The organism is Caballeronia sp. LjRoot29 (assembly GCF_964252755.1).
In the GTDB taxonomy this organism is placed as follows: domain Bacteria; phylum Pseudomonadota; class Gammaproteobacteria; order Burkholderiales; family Burkholderiaceae; genus Caballeronia.
The window spans coordinates 35,884-53,405 of sequence record NZ_CAXUPU020000030.1; the positions used below are offsets into that span (position 1 = coordinate 35,884).

Sequence of the window (17,522 nt, forward strand, 5' to 3'; positions counted from 1 at the left end):
AGGGCGCCGGTCGGGTAAGAAGGCTGAACGGGGCAAGCACACATGACAGCGTTCCACATGGCGCAATCGGGTTAGGAACCCAAGCCGGATCCTCTTAAGGTTCGTCCAGGCCTCTGTCGGCAACACGCAGACAGGGCAGTGGCAGAACTCATCGTATGGTTGGCAGTATTCGCCGTAAGTGCGGCGTTGTCGTGCTCAAGACGGGATCGCATACTAAGTTTCAACCAAGCGATCGCATTGCTATCAGTCGACAGGATGCATGGAGCTTTTGCCTCGACTCAAGCAACGCTAACCCTCTCAGGATCTATCGTGAACAAATTAACCACTGCATTTGGTGCGCCGGTCGCAGATAACCAGAACATAAAAACAGCGGGACCGCGTGGTCCTGCATTACTCGAGGACGTATGGTTCCTCGAAAAACTGGCGCATTTTGACCGAGAGGTCATTCCCGAACGGCGCATGCACGCCAAGGGATCCGGTGCGTTTGGTACCTTCACCGTCACGCATGACATCACCCGATACACCAAGGCCAGTATTTTTTCAGAAGTCGGAAAGACGACCGAAATGTTCACGCGTTTCTCGACGGTAGCGGGAGAACGGGGCGCGGCCGACGCGGAGCGCGACATTCGCGGCTTCTCCATGAAGTTCTACACGGAACAAGGCAACTGGGATCTTGTTGGAAACAACACTCCCGTGTTTTTCCTGCGCGATCCGCTGAAGTTTCCCGATCTGAATCACGCGATCAAGCGCGACCCTCGCACCGGCTTGCGCAGCGCGGAAAACAATTGGGACTTTTGGACACAGCTTCCCGAAGCGCTGCATCAGGTCACCATAGTAATGAGCGATCGCGGTCTGCCAAAAACCTTCCGGCATATGCACGGTTTCGGCAGTCACACCTACAGCTTCATCAACGCAGCGAACGAACGCTTCTGGGTAAAGTTCCATTTTCGGACGCAGCAAGGCATTGCGAACCTGACCGATGCAGAAGCTGAAGCTGCCGCAGGACGCGATCGTGAGACGCACCATCGCGATCTGTATGAATCAATCGAACGCGGCGATTTTCCGAGGTGGACGCTGTCGATCCAGATCATGCCGGAAAAAGATGCAGCCAGTTACCATCTCAATCCGTTCGATCTGACAAAGGTCTGGCCCAAGAGCGATTACCCACTGATCGATGTCGGCGTGATGGAGTTGAACCGCAATCCGGAAAATCATTTCGCCGACGTTGAACAAGCCGCCTTTTCGCCGGCCAATGTGGTTCCAGGCATCAGCTTCTCACCCGACAAAATGCTTCAAGGACGACTCTTCGCCTACGGGGATGCTCAACGCTACCGCCTGAGCGTCAATTACCATCAAATACCCGTGAATGCGCCGCGCGGCGCCCGTTACGTCCACAGCTATCACCGTGATGGCGTGATGCGTGTCGATGCGAATACGGGCGGCGCCACGCCCTATGAGCCAAACACTCGCGGCGAGTGGCAGGAGCAACCCGATTTCCGTGAGCCTCCGCTGTCGCTTGAGGGCGCGGCTGACCACTGGAATCACCGCGTCGATGACGACTACTACTCTCAGCCTGGCAATTTATTCCGCAGCATGACCGCGGAACAACAACAGGCGCTGTTCGACAATACCGCGCGCGCGATGAAAGGCGTGTCAGCGCCTGTTCAGCAACTCCATATCGGGCATTGCAAAATGGCCGACCCGAAATATGGTGAGGGCGTAGCTAAAGCAATCGAAGCGCTGGAAAAGCGGTTGTCCTGAACCACCTCGTTTGCCGGCTTGTCGCATCTGAGTCATTCGAAGTTGATGCGACTCGCCTCGGCCTCCACTTCCCGATACTTCGCGAACTTCGACATCTGTCCGATCCCCGGGTTGAAACAGTTGCAAGGGTCGAGCTTTTGATAGAAGGCCGCAAGCTGGGGCTTCGCATGGTACAGATGACCAACGTTATGTTCCGCCGGATATTCTGCACCCCGGCGGTCCAGCAGCGTCCACATCTTGTGTTCGACTTCGAGGCAGTCGTTGCCCTTCTTGACGATGTAATCCTGATGGAACACATGGCACAGGAAGTGGCCGTAATACAGCTTGATAGAGATCGTCTCTTCAATATCGGGCGGCAGCGTCTCGATCCAGTCGCGATCGTTGCGGCGCAGTGCAACGTCGAGTGCAACGATGTTCTCCACTTCCCGGCTGTGCACGGCGCGATAGCGGACCGCGGCGCCGGCGGCAGCAAAGCGATGCAAGAAGGCTTTGTTGCCCTCTTCCTCGGTGCATTCGAAATAACCGCCCGTCGCGCTTTCGCTTTGGAAATAGCTTGAGAGAAAAGCGCACGTTTCTTCGACACTTTCTGCCGTCACCTTAAGCATCAGGTGATGCTCGTACTTGTCACGGTACTGTTTCATGCGCGGCGGCAGATGGCTTGGAAACAGCCGGCTCGCAGCCTGCATGACGCGATCGGTGAAATGCGAAGGAAAAAAGCCGAGGCGATCGAACAGCGCATCGAAACGGCTTTTTAGGCCGAACAGCGCAGGCAGCCGCGACGTGCCAAGATAATTGATTGCAAGAAAGGTATCTTTGCCGTACTCCTCAGCAATATTAAAGGCGTCACGATGAAGGTATTCCCCCGAGATCGGCAGGTGTTTGAATTCGTGTAACGCGTGACGGCGGATCTCGGTGAGCTCGTCGGGCCGGTTCGTGCCGATATAAAAAACCTTCGCGTTCTGCTCAATCGGAAACGTGTCGAGCCGTACCGCGAACACCATCACCTTGCCGGCCGAGCCTGACGCTTCATGGAGACGCTGTGGGTCTGCATTGAAGCGCGCGGGGGTATCGGCATCGATCTCGCGCACGTGAGTCGCGTAGCCGTGGTCCGATCCAGCGCCTGCATCGTGCCGGATATCGGCTTCCGAAAACTCGCCGCGCTCAAGCCGGGCAAGGATGCTGTCGGGCGTTTCGCCGAGATCGATTCCCAGATGATTGACGAGGCTGAGCCGGCCTGCCGCATCGACCTGCGCGAATACCGCCATTTCCGTGTACGCCGGGCCGCGATGCACCAATGCACCGCCCGAGTTGTTGCAGACACCGCCGAATACTGACGCGCCTATACAGCTTGAGCCAATCACCGAATGCGGCTCGCGGCCAAGGGGCTTCAGCATTCTTTCCAGCTGGTCGAGCGTGGCCCCGGGAAGGCAGACGACCTGCTTGCCGTCGTTGATCACGTACACTTTCTTCATGCGGCTCGTGCTGACGATCACGATGTCCCGATCATAGTCGTCGCCATCGGGTGTCGAACCACCCGTGAGCCCCGTGTTCGACGCTTGCGCGATGACAATCACATTCGTCGCGATGCACGCCTGCAGCACCTTCCATTGTTCGACAATCGTGCCGGGACATACCACCGCGAGCGCCTTGCCTGCGCCAAACCGAAAACCCGTGCGGTAGCGGCGGGTTGCGCTGTCATCCGTCAGGGTGTGCTTCTCGCCGACGATGTCGCGAAGATCCGCAATCAACCTATGGGCCGAGTCGGCCGGAAGAGTGGCCAGGGGTGCGCGCGTTGCTGACATCGAATTCTCCTGAGGAAAAATTTAAGCGTGACGCGCAGCCACTTCGTCTAGCCGCTTAGCGTGCGGCCTCTTGGCGCATCAGGTTGAAGCAAAGGTTAAAATCAGGCGGGTCATTAGTCCAATATCTTGAAGATGCTTTTTGGAGACGAAAAAAATATGGAATTTCGTCAGTTGCGTTACTTCCTCGCCGTGGCCGAGCACCTGCATTTCACCGATGCTGCCGCGCATCTGGGCATTGCCCAGCCTCCCTTGAGCCAGCAGATCCTGAAGCTCGAACGGGAGATCGGCACACAGCTCTTTGTCAGGCATCCACGCCGCGTGGAATTGACCGAAGCCGGACGGCTCTTTCGCGAGAGCGCGCGGCGCATTGTCGAGGACGCGCAGCAGGCATTCGTTGAAGTACAGAACGCGGGACGTGGAGAGACGGGACGTCTATCGCTCGGTTTCGCGGGTTCTACTGTGTTTCATCCCAAGGTCGCGGCAACGATGCAGAAGTATCGGCATGCCTATGAGCACGTCGCGATCAGTTGTGAGGAGAGCAATAGCTCGCTGTTGCTCGACCGGGTCGCCGAGCGGCAAATCGACGCCGCCCTGGTGCGCATGCCGTTGAACTGCCGGGATCTGATCGTCGAGCCGCTTGTCGATGAAGACATGTTGGCGGTACTGCCGGCGAATCACCGCTTGAACCGGCGACGGCACGTTGATCTGGCAAACCTTGCGGACGATCCGTTCATTCTCTTTCCGCGGCCGATCGGTCCGGATCTATACGACTCGATCATCAGTGCATGCCGCGAAGCCGGCTTCGCGCCCTCGATAGGAATGGAGTCGCCGCAGATATCGTCGGCGGCGAATCTGGTTGCGGCGGGATTCGGCGTTGCCGTGGTTCCCGCGTCGATCCGGCAGATCCAGGTTGAAGGCGTGTCGTATCACGCGCTGCAGGGGAAGCCGCTTTCGACCGGTATCGCGTTGATCCATCGGTCGCGCGAAAAGTCACCGACAGTGCTGAACTTTGTGAAGATTTTGCGGCAGCAGCGAGCGGTCCGCTGACTGCTGAACGCGCAAGCCAAGGCCGCTCTTGAAGTTCAACGGACAAGAGCGGGATCGATCTCGTTGCGTGTGAGGCCAAATTTTGCCATGCGATCGCGATGGTCTGGCGAGCCCAGATATAGACGAAGTTGTTCGTTCACCGCATTCAGCAGAGCGCTATTTTTCTTGCTAAACGAGAACGCTCCGAGCGGGAGATTTCGCTGTGCGCCGTTCGTTCCCGGCGCGTGCTCGACTGCATCAAGCACCGAACCGCCGATACGGTCAGCGAGAATGCGATTGCCCAACGCGGTGCTCGCATACGCATCGATTGCCCCCGAGCGAACCGCTTCAATAGCATCGGCTTGGTGCTCGAAGATGGTTATCTGGTCATCGCTTACGCCTGACGCTCTCGCTGAATCGTGTTGAACCTGACCGGCAATGATGCCGAGGCGCGCATCGTCGCGTTTTGCGAGTGACGCATAACTGGTGAGCGCTTTCGGATTTCCAGCCTTAATCAGGAAGCCGTCTCCGATCGACCATACGGGCAAGCTGAATGCGACTAGCCTGGCCCGTTCAGGTGTAACGAAAAGCGGAACGTTCATATCCCAGCGCCCGGCTTCGACGCCAGGCAGCAGTTCGCTGAAGGTAGTCAGGTGATGTTCGATCCGGGTGACTCCGATCGCGCGAAGCACTGTACCCGCCAGATCAATGTCAGCACCGGTAGCATGATCCGCTTCCGTCCAGCCGAACGGCGGTTCTTCGATGTACGCAATCGTTATCTTCATTGCCATGTCTCGCAAAACGTCGTCATAAAACTTCATGCGTGCGTGAACCAACGAATAAAACAATGTCCCGATCGAGCGGCATTCGTGATCTGATACAACTGCAAAAATGCCAAATCCTTTTTAACTCAGCCACGGGTGGCTTCGTTAGAATCTGCTTTCGATGCTTATATTCGCCTATAACCGGAGACAAACATGCCAGGATTACTTCCCGATGTCGACCGCGAGGGACTTCTCGAATATTCAGTCGTTTATACCGACCGATCAATCAATCACATGTCGCAGCTCTTTCAAGGAGTCATGCGCGATATTTCCGGTTCCCTGAAAAAAGTCTACAACGCGAAAGCGGCCGTTGTGGTCCCCGGCAGCGGAACATTCGGCATGGAAGCCGTTGCGCGGCAATTCGCGACGAACAAGAAGTGTCTGATCATCCGCAACGGCTGGTTCAGTTTTCGCTGGTCGCAGATTTTCGACATGGGCGGCATTCCGTCTGAATCGATCGTGCTGAAGGCGCGTCCGGTCGCACAAGGGAGACAGGCTGCCTATGCACCGCCGCCAGTCGAAGATGTGGTCGCGGCGATCAAGGAAAACAAGCCGGATCTGGTCTTTGCGCCGCACGTTGAAACCGCATCCGGGATCATGCTGCCGGACGCTTATTTGCGCGCGGTGGGCGACGCTGTGCATGCCGTCGGCGGCATGTTGGTACTGGATTGCATTGCCTCCGGCACGGTCTGGGTCGACATGAAAGAGTGCGGCGTTGACGTCCTGCTCAGCGCGCCGCAAAAAGGATGGAGCGCGTCACCGTGCTGCGGGCTGGTGATGCTTAGTCCACTCGCTCGCGAAAGAATCGACGGCACGACTAGCACTAGTTTCGCTTGCGATCTTCGCAAATGGCTGCAGATCATGGAAGCGTACGAGAACGGCGGGTTCGCGTATCACGCCACGATGCCCACCGACGGTCTCGCTATCCTGCGTGACATCATGAAAGAAACCGAGACATACGGCTTCGATAAAGTCAGAGCGGAGCAGCTCGAACTCGGCAAGCGCGTTCGCTCACTTCTTGCTGACAAGGGTTTTAAGAGCGTGGCGGCTGAGGGATTCGAGGCCCCGGGCGTTGTGGTCAGCTACACGGACGATGACGGAATCCGATCCGGCAAGAAGTTCGCCGATGCCGGCTTGCAGATCGCGCCCGGCGTTCCGCTGCAATGCGACGAGCCCGAAGATTTCAAGACCTTCCGCATCGGATTATTCGGCTTGGACAAACTGCAAGACGTTGAAGGTGCGGTGGCGAGGCTCGCGAAGGCGGTGGATCGGATTGTTTAGGGCGGTTTTTGTGCGCGGAGGATGGGCGTGGCGCTCGTCCTCGCGATGCTTTGGGGGGGTGGAACGGGGTGGGCAGCTATGTGTAATGTCGGGCTTAAAGGACGGTGGCGAGGTCGTCCCAGTTCGCGAATGGCAGCTTCGGAGGCATTGGTTGAACGGGCGCGATTGTTAAAAAGACTCACTCAATTTCATACCGGCGGACATTCGTAGCAGCGCGACCACCAGATATCGCAAACGTCCGATCCACACGCCGGGCAGACGCGCCTTTTCTGGCCGCTCATTGACGGAACGGTACCGGTTACATCGACGCCCAACTACCCTCCGCCGCTACCATAAACCGCCTCTAAAACCATCAAGCAACCGCAACCGCCCAGCGCCCTCACCCCATCTGACTTTCGCTATACGCCGCCAAAAATTCATCTGACGCAACCAGATCAGCCAACTTACGCAGCGTGGCCGCGGAATCGGCGCCTAACACTGCCTCGACCCGCTCATTCACTGCCGACCAGTGCCCCGCCGCCTCGCCAAGCCGCGCGTCACCAACGGCCGTCAATGCCGCGCGCTTGGTACGCCCGTCCTGCTCATCGGGCTGCAGCATCACCAGACCATCGCGTACCAAAGGCCGGAGCGCGTGCGTCAAAGCGGATATCTGAATGGCGAGTTTGCCCGCCAGATCCTGAAGCGTGGGCGCCTGAGCATCATTAGCGTTTCCCCACCGATGGATCTCAGCCAGCAAGCCAAGCTGTGTCGCCTTCAATCCAGTGGGAGCAAGCGCATCGTCGTACAGGTTGCCCAATCGCCGCGCGGCCCTCCGCAGCGCGGTGTTAGTACATACGAGGTCTTCATAGCTAACGGGGACTTCGCTGCGGACGGAAGCCGGTCCGGTTCGTTTCTTCATATCGTTTGACGTCATTTCCATGACGCAAGTAAGGATGAGCAGAAATTCATTGACACGCACCTAGTATAAACCCATATACTTGAGCCCTCAATTAATTTAGTTGAGCACTCGATTTAATGACTTGGAGAAATGCAATGGCCGCTAGCAACAAAACCGCTGTGGTAACTGGCGCATCGTCTGGCATTGGCGCGGTATACGCCGATCGTCTGGCTGCACGCGGCTATGATCTCATCCTGGTCGCGCGACGTGCAGACCGCTTGTTGGCACTATCAGAAAAGCTGTCGGCATCTCACGGCGTCAAGGTCCAGACACTGGTCGCCGACCTCGCTGACGAAGCCGATCTTGCCAAGGTCGAAAACGTGCTGGCTAACGACGCTAGCGTGCGCTTGCTGGTCAACAACGCCGGCCTTGCGCACTTTAGCCCCCTTGCGCAAGCGTCGGTCAGCAACTCGATGGCGCAAGTCGCGCTCAACATCACAGCGCTAACGCAGCTGACGCACGCCGTTCTGCCCAGTTTTCTCACCCGCAATGAAGGCGACATCATCAACGTTGCCTCGGCGTTGTCGGTGCACTCTTTGCCATTCAGCGCTGTCTATAGCGGCACCAAAGCCTATGTGGTGGCGTTCAGCCGAGGGCTTCAGGCCGAACTGACGGAGACGGGCGTCAGGCTGCAGATCGTACTGCCATCCGCGACGGCAACGGAGATCTGGGATCTGGCCGGTGTACCTCTGTCCACGCTTAATCAGGATAACGTAATGAGTGCCGAAAACATGGTCGACGCCGCGCTGGTCGGCTTCGACCGGAGTGAAAAACTCACGTGGCCGTCGGTAGCCGATGAAAGCCTGTGGGAGAAGTATGACGCGGCCCGCGCTGCTCTATTTGCTGCTACTCAGACCGGTAAGCCAGCACCCTCGCTACCAGGCAGCGTGACGCGACCGTCTGTTCAAGCCGGTAATCTTTAAGAGACGGGGAATACGCTGTTGTCTTGTTCTTTTCCCGGACATCGGCGGCCAAAAAATGACCTTGCACGCATTAGACTTCGCTGCGCTTGAGCAAATAGTCGAGCCCACCCACGCGATACCACCGATATCCGTAAGGCTCGAGAACAACGCTATGGCGGCCATCATCTCCGACTTGGCTGTGGTCGTCGGATAGAAGGTTGACGAGCATGTCCTCGTCGGGATTCGTACAGCCCGACCTGAATTTCACGGTGCACGCCTCGGCGCTGAAGTTGTGCAGGCACAAGACCGAATTGTTGCGCCAGTCGTAGCGCAACGCGAGGACCTCGTTGCGGGAAGCACGCAGAACCGCGAAGTCGCCCCAACTGATTTCGGGGACTTCGCGGCGCATGCGGATCAGGCGCTCCGTCCAGTTCAGGAACGAGTTGGGATCGCGCCGCTGATCGGCCACGTTGACCCGTTCGTAACCGTAAGGACCACCCGAGATGACTCTTGCAACGGGCCGCGCGTGCTTGGTAAAGCCTCCGTGGGGCTCGCTGGACCATTGCATCGGCGTGCGGGCGCATTCACGTTCCGGCAAGCGCAGATCGTCGCCCATGCCAATCTCATCGCCGTATCGGAAGACGGGGGTGCCCGGCAGCGTCAGCATCAAACTGTAAGCAAGCTCAAGACGACGGCGGTCGCCGGACAGCATGGGCGCAATCCTTCTGCGGATGCCCCTGTCGTATAGCTGCATATCCGGGTCCGGCCCAAAGGCCGCGAATACCGTGGCGCGTTGCTCAGGCGTCAGGCGGCCTAGATCGAGTTCATCGTGGTTGCGCAAGAACACGCCCCATTGCGCCGTTGCGGGGCGCGGCCTGGTCGCCAGCAACGCCTTCTTCAGCGGCGCCGTATCCGCGCTCGCCAGCGTGTAGAACGTATTCTGGTTGACCTGGAAATTGAACATCATCTGAAGACGCTCGCCGTCATCGCCGAAATACTCCAGGTCGGTATCAGGCAACACATTCGCCTCCGCCAGGATGATCGCGTCGCCCTTGCGCCACTGCAGGAATTCGCGGAAAGTGCGCAGCATGTTGTACTGCTCGACTGGCTTCGTCACCTTGGCCCCCTTCGTCGATATCACGAAGGGCACTGCGTCCATCCGGAAACCCGACACGCCAAGTTGAATCCAGAAACCCATCACCTTCAATATTTCCGCCTGCACATGCGGGTTGGCCGTATTCAAGTCCGGTTGAAAATCGTAGAAGCGATGGAAGTACCAAAGCGCCGCTCGCTTGTCGTAAGTCCATGTCGATTTCTGAACGCCCGGAAACACGATTCCATCCTTGGCGTTGCGTGGTTTCTTCTCGGACCATACATACCAGTCGCGATATTTCGAGTCAGGATCGCTACGTGCTTCGCGGAACCATGCGTGCTGATCGGACGTGTGGTTGACCACGAGATCGATCATGACTCGCAAGCCGCGTTGATGGCACGCATGCGCGAACTCGGCGAAATCGCCCAGCGTGCCGTAGCGGGGATCGACGTTGTAATAGTCGGAGATGTCGTAGCCGGCATCGAGGCCGGGCGACGGCTGGAACGGCATCAGCCAGATAGTGGTAACGCCGAGGCCTTGCAGATAATCAAGGCGACGGATAAGGCCCTGGAAGTCACCCACGCCGTCGCCGTTTGCGTCCATGAACGTGCCTACCGAGAGGCAATAGACGATTGCATTCTTGTACCAGAGATCGTTTAGCATTTAAGCCTGCTCGTTGGGTCCAACCTGTGCGGTCATTCGAGGAACGAAATGTCAAAATTGGCGTGGTGGCAGCGAGGGGTGATCTATCAGGTCTATCCGCGATCCTTCCAGGATAAAAACGGCGACGGCATCGGCGATCTTGCGGGTATCACGGCGCGCCTGGAATACCTCGCCACGCTTGGCGTAGACGCCGTATGGATCTCGCCTGTCTATCCATCGCCCATGGTCGACTTCGGTTACGACGTCGCCGACTATTGCGCGATCGCGCCTGTGTTCGGGACGCTCGGCGACTTTGACCGGCTCGTCGCACATGCGCACGAATTGGGCCTGAAGGTCTTGCTCGACTTCGTTCCCAATCATTCCTCCGACAAACATCCGTGGTTCACCGAGAGTCGATCATCACGCGATAACGCGAAGCGCGATTGGTACCTATGGCGCGATCCCGCGCCCGATGGCGGGCCTCCCAACAACTGGCTGAGCCGCATGGGCGGCTCAGCGTGGGAATGGGACGCCCTAACGGGCCAATATTACTATCACGCGTTCCTGCGCGAACAGCCCGATCTCAACTGGCGCAATGCCGACGTACGCAAAGAAATGGACGACGTGTTGCGGTTCTGGCTGGATCGGGGCGTCGATGGTTTTCGCGTCGATGTACTTTGGCTGCTCATCAAGGATGCCCTCTTCCGCGACAATCCGCCGAACCCCGAGTTCAAGGCGGGCGAGCCCGATCATCATCGGCAACTGCAAACCTATACGGAAGATCAGCCTGAAGTTCATGACATCGTCCGGTCGATGCGCGCGACGCTCGACGAATACGGTGAACGTGTGTTGGTTGGCGAGATTTATTTGCCCGTGCCTCAGCTTGTCAGCTACTACGGACCGAACGGCGACGGCGCGAACATGCCGTTCAACTTTCAGCTGATCGGCGCGCCCTGGAACGCGGCGGAGATTGCGCGGATCGTGTCCGACTACGACCATGCGCTGCCTTTGCATGCATGGCCAAACTGGGTGCTCGGCAATCACGACAACCCGCGTGTCGCGACACGCATCGGCGCGCGCCAGGCGCGAGTCGCGGCAATGTTGCTGCTTACGCTACGCGGCACGCCTACGCTCTATTACGGCGATGAAATCGGCATGACTAACGGGGTGATCCCGCCCGATCGCGTGCAGGATCCTGCCGAGTTGCGACAGCCTGGCATTGGTCAGGGTCGCGACCCTGAACGGACACCCATGCAATGGGATGGATCACCGAAAGCCGGGTTTTCGAGTGGTGTGCCGTGGTTGCCAGTTAGCGGTGGTGATAGCGTCAACGTCATTGATCAGGATCGCGCAACATCGTCGATGCTAACGTTTTATAAGCGCTTGCTAGCGTTGCGCAGAAGCGAGCCGGCCTTGGTGGAAGGAGCGATTGAAAGAGTCATGGCGGGCGCTAACGTATTGACCTATGAACGACACGTGGGCAGTGAACGGCTTTTCGTCGCGTTGAATATGGCCGGAACGGATGCATCGATTGAAATACCTCAAGGGACCGTGGTGCTGTCGGCCATGGAAGGTCATGAGGGTAAACAGATCGCTGGAACCACCTTGCTCCTTGCCGGAGACGAAGGAGTAGTCATTCGTGTTTCGCCGGAAAGTTGAACCCGCTTGGTTTGCGAGCGCGCGAAGATGTCGCTACCGCTATACACTGGCACCCTTGATCAATGTCGCCAATGCCATGCCTTCAGAACACCCTGCTGACGAGCCACACGCCAATACGTCACCCTTTAAACGCGAACCGGTACCCGACTTGCCTCGGAAACTGCCGACTGGGTCTAGCGGCATCGAACCTGCAGTCGCCACCGGATTTTGCGGGCTGATGCTTGATGGCGGCGCCTGGGCTTTCACACGTGACAAAAGCGGAGACTTCTTCCCCGCGCTCACTCCCATTTGCATGGTCGCAGGCGCGATTCTTACCACCATTAGCCTTGTGTTGTTCGGGCTCGTCTGGCTCAAGCATCGGCGCGCTTCGAACGCAAAATGACCTTGTTTGGCCGGTTCCAAAAGCTGTGACGCCGGAGTCGGAGCCACTGCGCTACTGAGAGCGCTTCGGCATCCTGATTATCTGCGGCGAATGGTAGCCTTACCGCTCATTCCGACCTAGATATCCCTGTAACGGGACGAACGCTTGGCAAAAAAGAATTTCGTCTAACCGCCGACCGACATGAAAGCCGGTGGGCGGATGACGAGCGTGAGCGAATCAAGATGCTCCGTGCATGTTTGCGCGTCGTAGGTTCTACACTCCCTCGACAAGAACAGCCCGATAGGTCGCACCCTTGAAGCGATGCTGCACGACCGTTTGATATGCCGGGCTGTCATACCAGGCACGGGCAGAGGCGGTATCCGGGAATTCGATAATAACGACGCCCTCAGGCGCCGACCCTTCGAGCACCTGTTGCGGTCCGTAAGCGGCAAGAACCTTCAGCGGATGACCGGCAAAGGACGCGCCCACGTTGGCCTGGTAAGTGTCGAGTTCGGACTGGTCCTGTGTGCTTTCTCGCGTAAAAACGATATACGTGGCCATGCTTGTTGCTCCTGAAAAAATAGGTGAAGGGTCTAACACGCTGACTACACCGCTCAGTCTACTGAATTCCAGCGATTACGCCCGGTGCGCCGTGCAAATGCTTTCGCACCCGCACGCGCTTCAGATCAGGCTAAAGAAACCGCTCTTCCCTTCCTCAGGCAATCCACCCGCCATCGACCGTCAGACTTTCGCCGGTGGTGTAGCCTGCTTCCGGGCTCGCCAGATACGCTACTGCCGCCGCGATTTCTTCAGGCTTACCGAAGCGGCCAACGCTAGCGAGTTTGGTCATCGTGGCATGCGCTTCCGTTCCGGGCTGAGGAGCCAGTTCGGTGTCGATCGGGCCGGGCTGAACTGCATTGACCGTCACACCGAATTGCCCGAGTTCGCGCGAAAGACCGCGTGTGAAACCGCGAATGGCGAATTTCGACGCGATATAAAGCGTTACGCCCGGCAGCGGCGCAGCTTCACCGAAAGCGGAGCCCACATTAATGATGCGCCCCCAGCCCGTCTTGATCATGCGTTTCGCCGCGTCCTTCGCCAGTTCGATCGGCGCCCGCACATTCAGATTGAAGTGCGTGTCATAGGACGTATCCGACGACTCGAGGAACGGTCCGTATTCGACGGTGCCTGCATTGTTGACGAGGATGTCCAGCCGGCCTTCGAACTTCCCGCCGAAGACTCCATTCAACGAATCAGTCAGCGCCTTGACACCCTCGGGCTTTGCCAGATTGGCGCCGACTGCTTCGGCCTCGCCGCCCGCATCGCGGATCGCCTTGACGATGTTCGCTGCACGCTCCGGACTCGATGCGTAGTGGACGATCACCGATGCGCCGTCCCGTGCGAGACGGGTTGCGATAGCCGCGCCAATGCCACGAGAAGCGCCGGTCACGAGTGCAAGTTTGCCTTTAAGAGCTTGGGTCATGATTACCTCGATAGTGTTTTGAAAGGTTCGCTCACATGCTTAGGCGAAGGCGCTAGCCGATTGCTGCATGTGCGCCAATGCAGTCGTGCACTGGTTGATGCGTATCGTCTGCTCGTGGCGGGACACGCGGTAGTCATGTGCGAGGAATAGCTGTTATCCGGGGAAGACGTCTTCTGCTGCTGACCTGAGCGCTTCAATGTGTGGCTATCGTGAGCGGGGCGCGTAACGCGCCGACCCGTTCGCCTTGCCGGTACGCAAGAGCCTCAATCACTCAAGGAGATTCGCGATGGCACTGCAAGACAGACTCGACGCTTTCAAGGCCAACTTCAAGGCTAAGGCCGGCAAGCCGCCGGAAATCCAGCTCATCATGGCGCGCGCGACTGCCGAACTGGCTGCGAGCGGTCAGGCTGGCCACGCCATCAAGGCCGGTGACCGAGCGCCGCAATTCACGCTGAAGGATCAGAACGCTAACGACGTCTCGTCGGCCGATCTGCTCACGCAGGGACCGCTTGTGGTGACCTTCTATCGTGGAGGTTGGTGTCCGTACGGCAACCTTGAACTTCAGGCGATCAACGAAGTGCTGCCGCGGATTCGCACCCATAACGCGAACGTGGTCGCTATCTCGCCGCAGACGCTGGTTAATCACCGCAAGTCGGTGCGCGAAAACAGGTTGAGCTTCCCGGTGCTGAGCGATGTCCGCGGCGAGATCAGCGCGGCATTCGGCCTGCGCTTCAGGCTGCCGGAGTACCTCGTCGATTTATACGAACTCCTGGGAAATAATCTCCCGTCGTTCAACGACGATGCCAGTTGGACCCTGCCTATGCCCGCGCGCTACATCATTGGGCAAGACGGTATCGTGCTGTACTCCGAAGTTAATCCGGACTATACGCGCCGCCCTGATCCGAGCGACATGTTCCCGGTCCTCGAAAAGGCCGCTACGAAGGCGTAAGAAAATTACCGGTCGAATTCAGTACCAGCACCCCCTTCACCCAGCAGATGCTCGACGAAAGCGACGAAAGCCCGCGCCTTGGTTGTCGCCATGCGGCCGGACGGAAAGACTGCCCAGACATCGATGGGCGGCAGCGTCCATTCGGTGAGAACGGCTTGCACGGTGCCATCGGCGAGTTCGGGGGAGAACATCCATTCCGACGCGACCGCCAGACCCACATGCCCCAGCACCGCAGTGCGCATGCCTTCTGCAGCGCTCACGCTTACCCGGCCTGAAACGACCACGGCGACCTGGGAGCCATCATCGCGGCTGAACGACCACGACTCGCCGCCGCCTCGCAGCGAATAAACGATCGCCTGGTGCCGGCTTAGTTCAGCAGGCGTCGTCGGAATGCCGGCTTCCGCAAAATAGCGCGGCGTTCCCACCACCAGTCGACGTCCACGCAGGATGCGCCGTGCAGTCATGGTCGAGTCATCGAGCGTCCCCATGCGAAGCGCGACATCGACGCCCTGTTCGAGCAAATCGATAGAGCGATCGTCGAGGATGATGTCGATACTGAGTTTTGGATGCTGGTCAAGAAAGGTCTTGAGCGCGGGCAAAACATGCAGCCGTGCGAACGTGACGGCCGCACCAATGCGCAAGCGCCCCGAAAGCCCGTCCGACGATTCGCGTACTGACTGCTCGGCCTGATCGGCTTCATCGATTGCACGACGGGCGTGCTCGTAGAATCGCTGGCCGGCATCCGTTGGCGTCAGGCCCCTCGTTGACCTGAGCAGGAGTCGCGCGCCCAAATGCTCTTCGAGTTGCGCTATCGACTTCGAGACCGCCGGCTGGCCCAATTTCAGCCGGCGAGCCGCGGCAGAAAATGACCCTGCGTCGACTACGGTGACGTACGTTTCCATCGCGGTCATGCGGTCCATGTACGGCTCTCCTGCAAACTGTTCTGAATCAAGTAGCACAGTCTACCGAGCATCGGTGCATGGCGCCTTTGACGCCGGAGTCCCGAGGTGCCGCGCGTCCGGACCGCGTGTTGTGCGCTACTGTCCTGCGCTGGCCGGAGACGCGAAGGTAATATCCGATGGGCTCCCGACCGCCACGTAGGTGCCGGTGAATCGAAGCTTGCCGCTGGCGGCATCGACGGCAAAGATCGCGATGTGATCGCTGCGTTGATTCAGTGAATACAAGAACCGGCCCGACGGATCAAACTTGATCACCCGCGGATAATCGCCGCCGGTCGGAATCTCACCCACGCGCGTCAGATGGCCGTCCGTGCCCACGCGAAACTGGACGATCGTGTCATGAAGACGGTTCGCCACGTAGATAAAGCGGCCGTCGTGTGAAAGCAGAATTTCCGATGCGAAGCTCGTGCCCTGGTAGGCGGCTGGCAGCGTGGAGACGGATTGCAATTGTGTCAGCACGCCGCGCGCGCTGTCGTAGGCGTAGCAGACCAGGGTCGATGCTTCCTCGGTGACTTCGTACAGGTACCTGCCGCTTGGATGGAACACGACATGTCGCGGCCCCGCGCCTGCCGAAGCGGCGACGAACGGTGGGTCGTTCGGCGACAGCTTTCCAGTAGCTTCATCGAACTTCCAGACATAGGTCCGATCGACACCGAGGTCAGTCGAAATCACAAAGCGCCCATCCGGCGACGACACAATATTGTGCGCGTGCGAACCGTCATGGTCGCTCACTGCAAAGCTCCCAGGGACGCCTTCTGCCGCGTGTTGCGCGCCTGCGGGGGCCTGTGGCTGTTGCACGGAAGAGGCGTCGCCCAACGTGCCGTCGCTCGCCACCGGAAATACCGCGATGCTTCCGCTGTTGTAGTTTGCGACCAGCAGGAAGCGGCCGCTCGGATGCAGACTCAGATACACCGGTCCGGCGCCTTGCGAATTGACCGTGTTGATCAGATGCAATGACCCGGTAGCCTGGTCGATTGCGTAGGCACTGACCGAACCGTTCGCGGTGCCGCTGTAGTTTTTCACCTCGCTTACGGCAAACAGGAAACGCTGGTGCGGGTCTACGACGAGGCAGCTCGGGTTCTCGATACCGCGTACCGGCTCTAGCGGGGCAAGCTTGCCGGTGGCCGTGTCGACTTGAAAGCGATGGATGCCAAGACCATTAGGCGTATAGGTGCCAACGTACGCGAATAGCGGCACGCCCGTCCTCGTTTTGGTGGCCGCACTCGCCGCCTGCGCGGGGCGAGCAATCGAGAGCGACCCCATGGCCGACATGGCTGCCAGCGCGCTCACGCGTTTGAGCCAGACACGTCGTGGTTGCGATGCATGGACATCAAGATTTCGATTTCGAACTTTGCTCATTGCTTGCCTCCTGGATGATGACCAACAGCCCCCAAGTGAATATGAGCGCCGCTACAGAGATAACCGTCTTGCGAAAGGTGCAAGTGTTGAAAGGTTGATTCGCGGGCTTCAGCATCACAGCGCTTCGCGCCCGCGCAGCAGTTGCCGCCGGCGCCCGCTGTGGCCTTCGTTCGCGTCGGCCATCGCACCGACAATGCGTCGCTTGAATGAGTGAGCGTCCCTGATGTTTAATTCCTTAATTATGGAATATATGTTTTAATTGAAGATAATTCTAGCATGCAATGTCGACGCGTCAACTAGACAAAAGCACTCGACATCCCCGTCGCGGCATGCCCCGCACGGGGTCTGCATCAGCCGTTGAAACTGGTTCCGCCGCAATAAGGCAGTGAACCAAGAAACGGCCATATATACAGGATTACTTAGCAAATCAGCTAGTGAAACTATTTGCGAAGCGGCAAAGAAAATCGACGCTGCAACAGCGATA

Annotated in this window: 15 protein-coding genes; 7 read left to right on the forward strand and 8 right to left on the reverse strand. The window is 58.4% G+C overall.

Features of this window, described 5'->3' with window-relative positions; all coding sequences use genetic code 11:
- Positions 1 to 255 precede the first annotated feature (255 nt).
- Positions 256 to 1,761, forward strand: a complete 1,506-nt coding sequence (locus ACSQ83_RS26665) for a catalase (RefSeq protein WP_436230258.1) — start codon at positions 256 to 258, stop codon at positions 1,759 to 1,761.
- A gap of 32 nt (positions 1,762 to 1,793) precedes the next feature.
- Here the strand turns inward: ACSQ83_RS26665 and dld are convergent, their stop codons facing one another.
- The gene (gene dld, locus ACSQ83_RS26670) at positions 1,794 to 3,563 is read right to left on the reverse strand and encodes a D-lactate dehydrogenase (protein WP_436230220.1); all 1,770 of its coding nucleotides are present in this window, start codon (positions 3,561 to 3,563) and stop codon (positions 1,794 to 1,796) included.
- A 156-nt stretch (positions 3,564 to 3,719) separates the two neighbouring features.
- Here dld and ACSQ83_RS26675 point away from each other — a divergent pair, with 156 nt between their 5' ends.
- On the forward strand, positions 3,720 to 4,610 hold the full coding sequence (locus ACSQ83_RS26675) for a LysR family transcriptional regulator (protein ID WP_436230221.1): 891 nt from the start codon (positions 3,720 to 3,722) through the stop codon (positions 4,608 to 4,610).
- Between the two features lie 35 nt (positions 4,611 to 4,645).
- On the opposite strand, the gene ACSQ83_RS26680 is transcribed toward ACSQ83_RS26675, so the two are convergent.
- On the reverse strand, positions 4,646 to 5,374 hold the full coding sequence (locus ACSQ83_RS26680) for a transporter substrate-binding domain-containing protein (protein WP_436230222.1): 729 nt from the start codon (positions 5,372 to 5,374) through the stop codon (positions 4,646 to 4,648).
- Between the two features lie 192 nt (positions 5,375 to 5,566).
- On the opposite strand from ACSQ83_RS26680, the gene ACSQ83_RS26685 reads away from it, so the two are divergent.
- Positions 5,567 to 6,694, forward strand: coding sequence for an aminotransferase class V-fold PLP-dependent enzyme (locus ACSQ83_RS26685; RefSeq protein ID WP_436230223.1), 1,128 nt, complete (start codon positions 5,567 to 5,569; stop codon positions 6,692 to 6,694).
- A gap of 379 nt (positions 6,695 to 7,073) precedes the next feature.
- Here ACSQ83_RS26685 and ACSQ83_RS26690 read toward each other — a convergent pair whose 3' ends face one another.
- A complete protein-coding gene (locus ACSQ83_RS26690; RefSeq protein ID WP_436230224.1) occupies positions 7,074 to 7,592 on the reverse strand; it encodes a MarR family winged helix-turn-helix transcriptional regulator in 519 nt (172 codons plus the stop codon).
- Between the two features lie 134 nt (positions 7,593 to 7,726).
- On the opposite strand from ACSQ83_RS26690, the gene ACSQ83_RS26695 reads away from it, so the two are divergent.
- On the forward strand, positions 7,727 to 8,554 hold the full coding sequence (locus ACSQ83_RS26695) for an SDR family NAD(P)-dependent oxidoreductase (RefSeq protein WP_436230225.1): 828 nt from the start codon (positions 7,727 to 7,729) through the stop codon (positions 8,552 to 8,554).
- A gap of 70 nt (positions 8,555 to 8,624) precedes the next feature.
- Here the strand turns inward: ACSQ83_RS26695 and ACSQ83_RS26700 are convergent, their stop codons facing one another.
- A complete protein-coding gene (locus ACSQ83_RS26700) occupies positions 8,625 to 10,289 on the reverse strand; it encodes an alpha-amylase family protein (RefSeq protein WP_436230226.1) in 1,665 nt (554 codons plus the stop codon).
- Between the two features lie 48 nt (positions 10,290 to 10,337).
- On the opposite strand from ACSQ83_RS26700, the gene ACSQ83_RS26705 reads away from it, so the two are divergent.
- Together ACSQ83_RS26705 and ACSQ83_RS26710 are read left to right on the forward strand one after the other, a co-directional pair.
- The gene (locus ACSQ83_RS26705; RefSeq protein ID WP_436230227.1) at positions 10,338 to 11,927 is read left to right on the forward strand and encodes an alpha-amylase family glycosyl hydrolase; all 1,590 of its coding nucleotides are present in this window, start codon (positions 10,338 to 10,340) and stop codon (positions 11,925 to 11,927) included.
- Between the two features lie 55 nt (positions 11,928 to 11,982).
- Positions 11,983 to 12,309: a hypothetical protein gene (locus ACSQ83_RS26710; RefSeq protein WP_414969685.1), complete on the forward strand. Its 327-nt coding sequence runs from the start codon at positions 11,983 to 11,985 to the stop codon at positions 12,307 to 12,309.
- A 252-nt stretch (positions 12,310 to 12,561) separates the two neighbouring features.
- Here ACSQ83_RS26710 and ACSQ83_RS26715 read toward each other — a convergent pair whose 3' ends face one another.
- Both ACSQ83_RS26715 and ACSQ83_RS26720 read right to left on the reverse strand, forming a co-directional pair.
- The gene (locus ACSQ83_RS26715; RefSeq protein ID WP_414950472.1) at positions 12,562 to 12,849 is read right to left on the reverse strand and encodes a DUF1330 domain-containing protein; all 288 of its coding nucleotides are present in this window, start codon (positions 12,847 to 12,849) and stop codon (positions 12,562 to 12,564) included.
- 154 nt (positions 12,850 to 13,003) lie between these two features.
- Positions 13,004 to 13,771, reverse strand: coding sequence for an SDR family NAD(P)-dependent oxidoreductase (locus ACSQ83_RS26720; protein WP_414950473.1), 768 nt, complete (start codon positions 13,769 to 13,771; stop codon positions 13,004 to 13,006).
- 286 nt (positions 13,772 to 14,057) lie between these two features.
- Here ACSQ83_RS26720 and ACSQ83_RS26725 point away from each other — a divergent pair, with 286 nt between their 5' ends.
- A complete protein-coding gene (locus ACSQ83_RS26725) occupies positions 14,058 to 14,720 on the forward strand; it encodes a peroxiredoxin-like family protein (protein ID WP_414950474.1) in 663 nt (220 codons plus the stop codon).
- A 5-nt stretch (positions 14,721 to 14,725) separates the two neighbouring features.
- Here the strand turns inward: ACSQ83_RS26725 and ACSQ83_RS26730 are convergent, their stop codons facing one another.
- Entirely contained in the window at positions 14,726 to 15,640 is a 915-nt protein-coding gene (locus ACSQ83_RS26730) for a LysR family transcriptional regulator (RefSeq protein ID WP_414950475.1), read from the reverse strand.
- Between the two features lie 117 nt (positions 15,641 to 15,757).
- Positions 15,758 to 17,038: a lactonase family protein gene (locus ACSQ83_RS26735; RefSeq protein WP_414969686.1), complete on the reverse strand. Its 1,281-nt coding sequence runs from the start codon at positions 17,036 to 17,038 to the stop codon at positions 15,758 to 15,760.
- Between the last annotated feature and the right edge of the window lie 484 nt (positions 17,039 to 17,522).

Bases quoted from the DNA above. Each gene is read 5' to 3' on its own strand.
- ACSQ83_RS26705 (WP_436230227.1), top strand. From the start codon at position 10,338: ATGTCAAAATTGGCGTGGTGGCAGCGAGGGGTGATCTATCAGGTCTAT.
- dld (WP_436230220.1), bottom strand. From the start codon at position 3,563: ATGTCAGCAACGCGCGCACCCCTGGCCACTCTTCCGGCCGACTCGGCC.
- ACSQ83_RS26690 (WP_436230224.1), bottom strand. From the start codon at position 7,592: ATGAAGAAACGAACCGGACCGGCTTCCGTCCGCAGCGAAGTCCCCGTT.
- ACSQ83_RS26685 (WP_436230223.1), top strand. From the start codon at position 5,567: ATGCCAGGATTACTTCCCGATGTCGACCGCGAGGGACTTCTCGAATAT.
- ACSQ83_RS26665 (WP_436230258.1), top strand. From the start codon at position 256: ATGCATGGAGCTTTTGCCTCGACTCAAGCAACGCTAACCCTCTCAGGA.
- ACSQ83_RS26725 (WP_414950474.1), top strand. From the start codon at position 14,058: ATGGCACTGCAAGACAGACTCGACGCTTTCAAGGCCAACTTCAAGGCT.
- ACSQ83_RS26680 (WP_436230222.1), bottom strand. From the start codon at position 5,374: ATGAAGATAACGATTGCGTACATCGAAGAACCGCCGTTCGGCTGGACG.
- ACSQ83_RS26715 (WP_414950472.1), bottom strand. From the start codon at position 12,849: ATGGCCACGTATATCGTTTTTACGCGAGAAAGCACACAGGACCAGTCC.
- ACSQ83_RS26735 (WP_414969686.1), bottom strand. From the start codon at position 17,038: ATGAGCAAAGTTCGAAATCGAAATCTTGATGTCCATGCATCGCAACCA.
- ACSQ83_RS26700 (WP_436230226.1), bottom strand. From the start codon at position 10,289: ATGCTAAACGATCTCTGGTACAAGAATGCAATCGTCTATTGCCTCTCG.
- ACSQ83_RS26695 (WP_436230225.1), top strand. From the start codon at position 7,727: ATGGCCGCTAGCAACAAAACCGCTGTGGTAACTGGCGCATCGTCTGGC.
- ACSQ83_RS26730 (WP_414950475.1), bottom strand. From the start codon at position 15,640: ATGGACCGCATGACCGCGATGGAAACGTACGTCACCGTAGTCGACGCA.
- ACSQ83_RS26720 (WP_414950473.1), bottom strand. From the start codon at position 13,771: ATGACCCAAGCTCTTAAAGGCAAACTTGCACTCGTGACCGGCGCTTCT.
- ACSQ83_RS26675 (WP_436230221.1), top strand. From the start codon at position 3,720: ATGGAATTTCGTCAGTTGCGTTACTTCCTCGCCGTGGCCGAGCACCTG.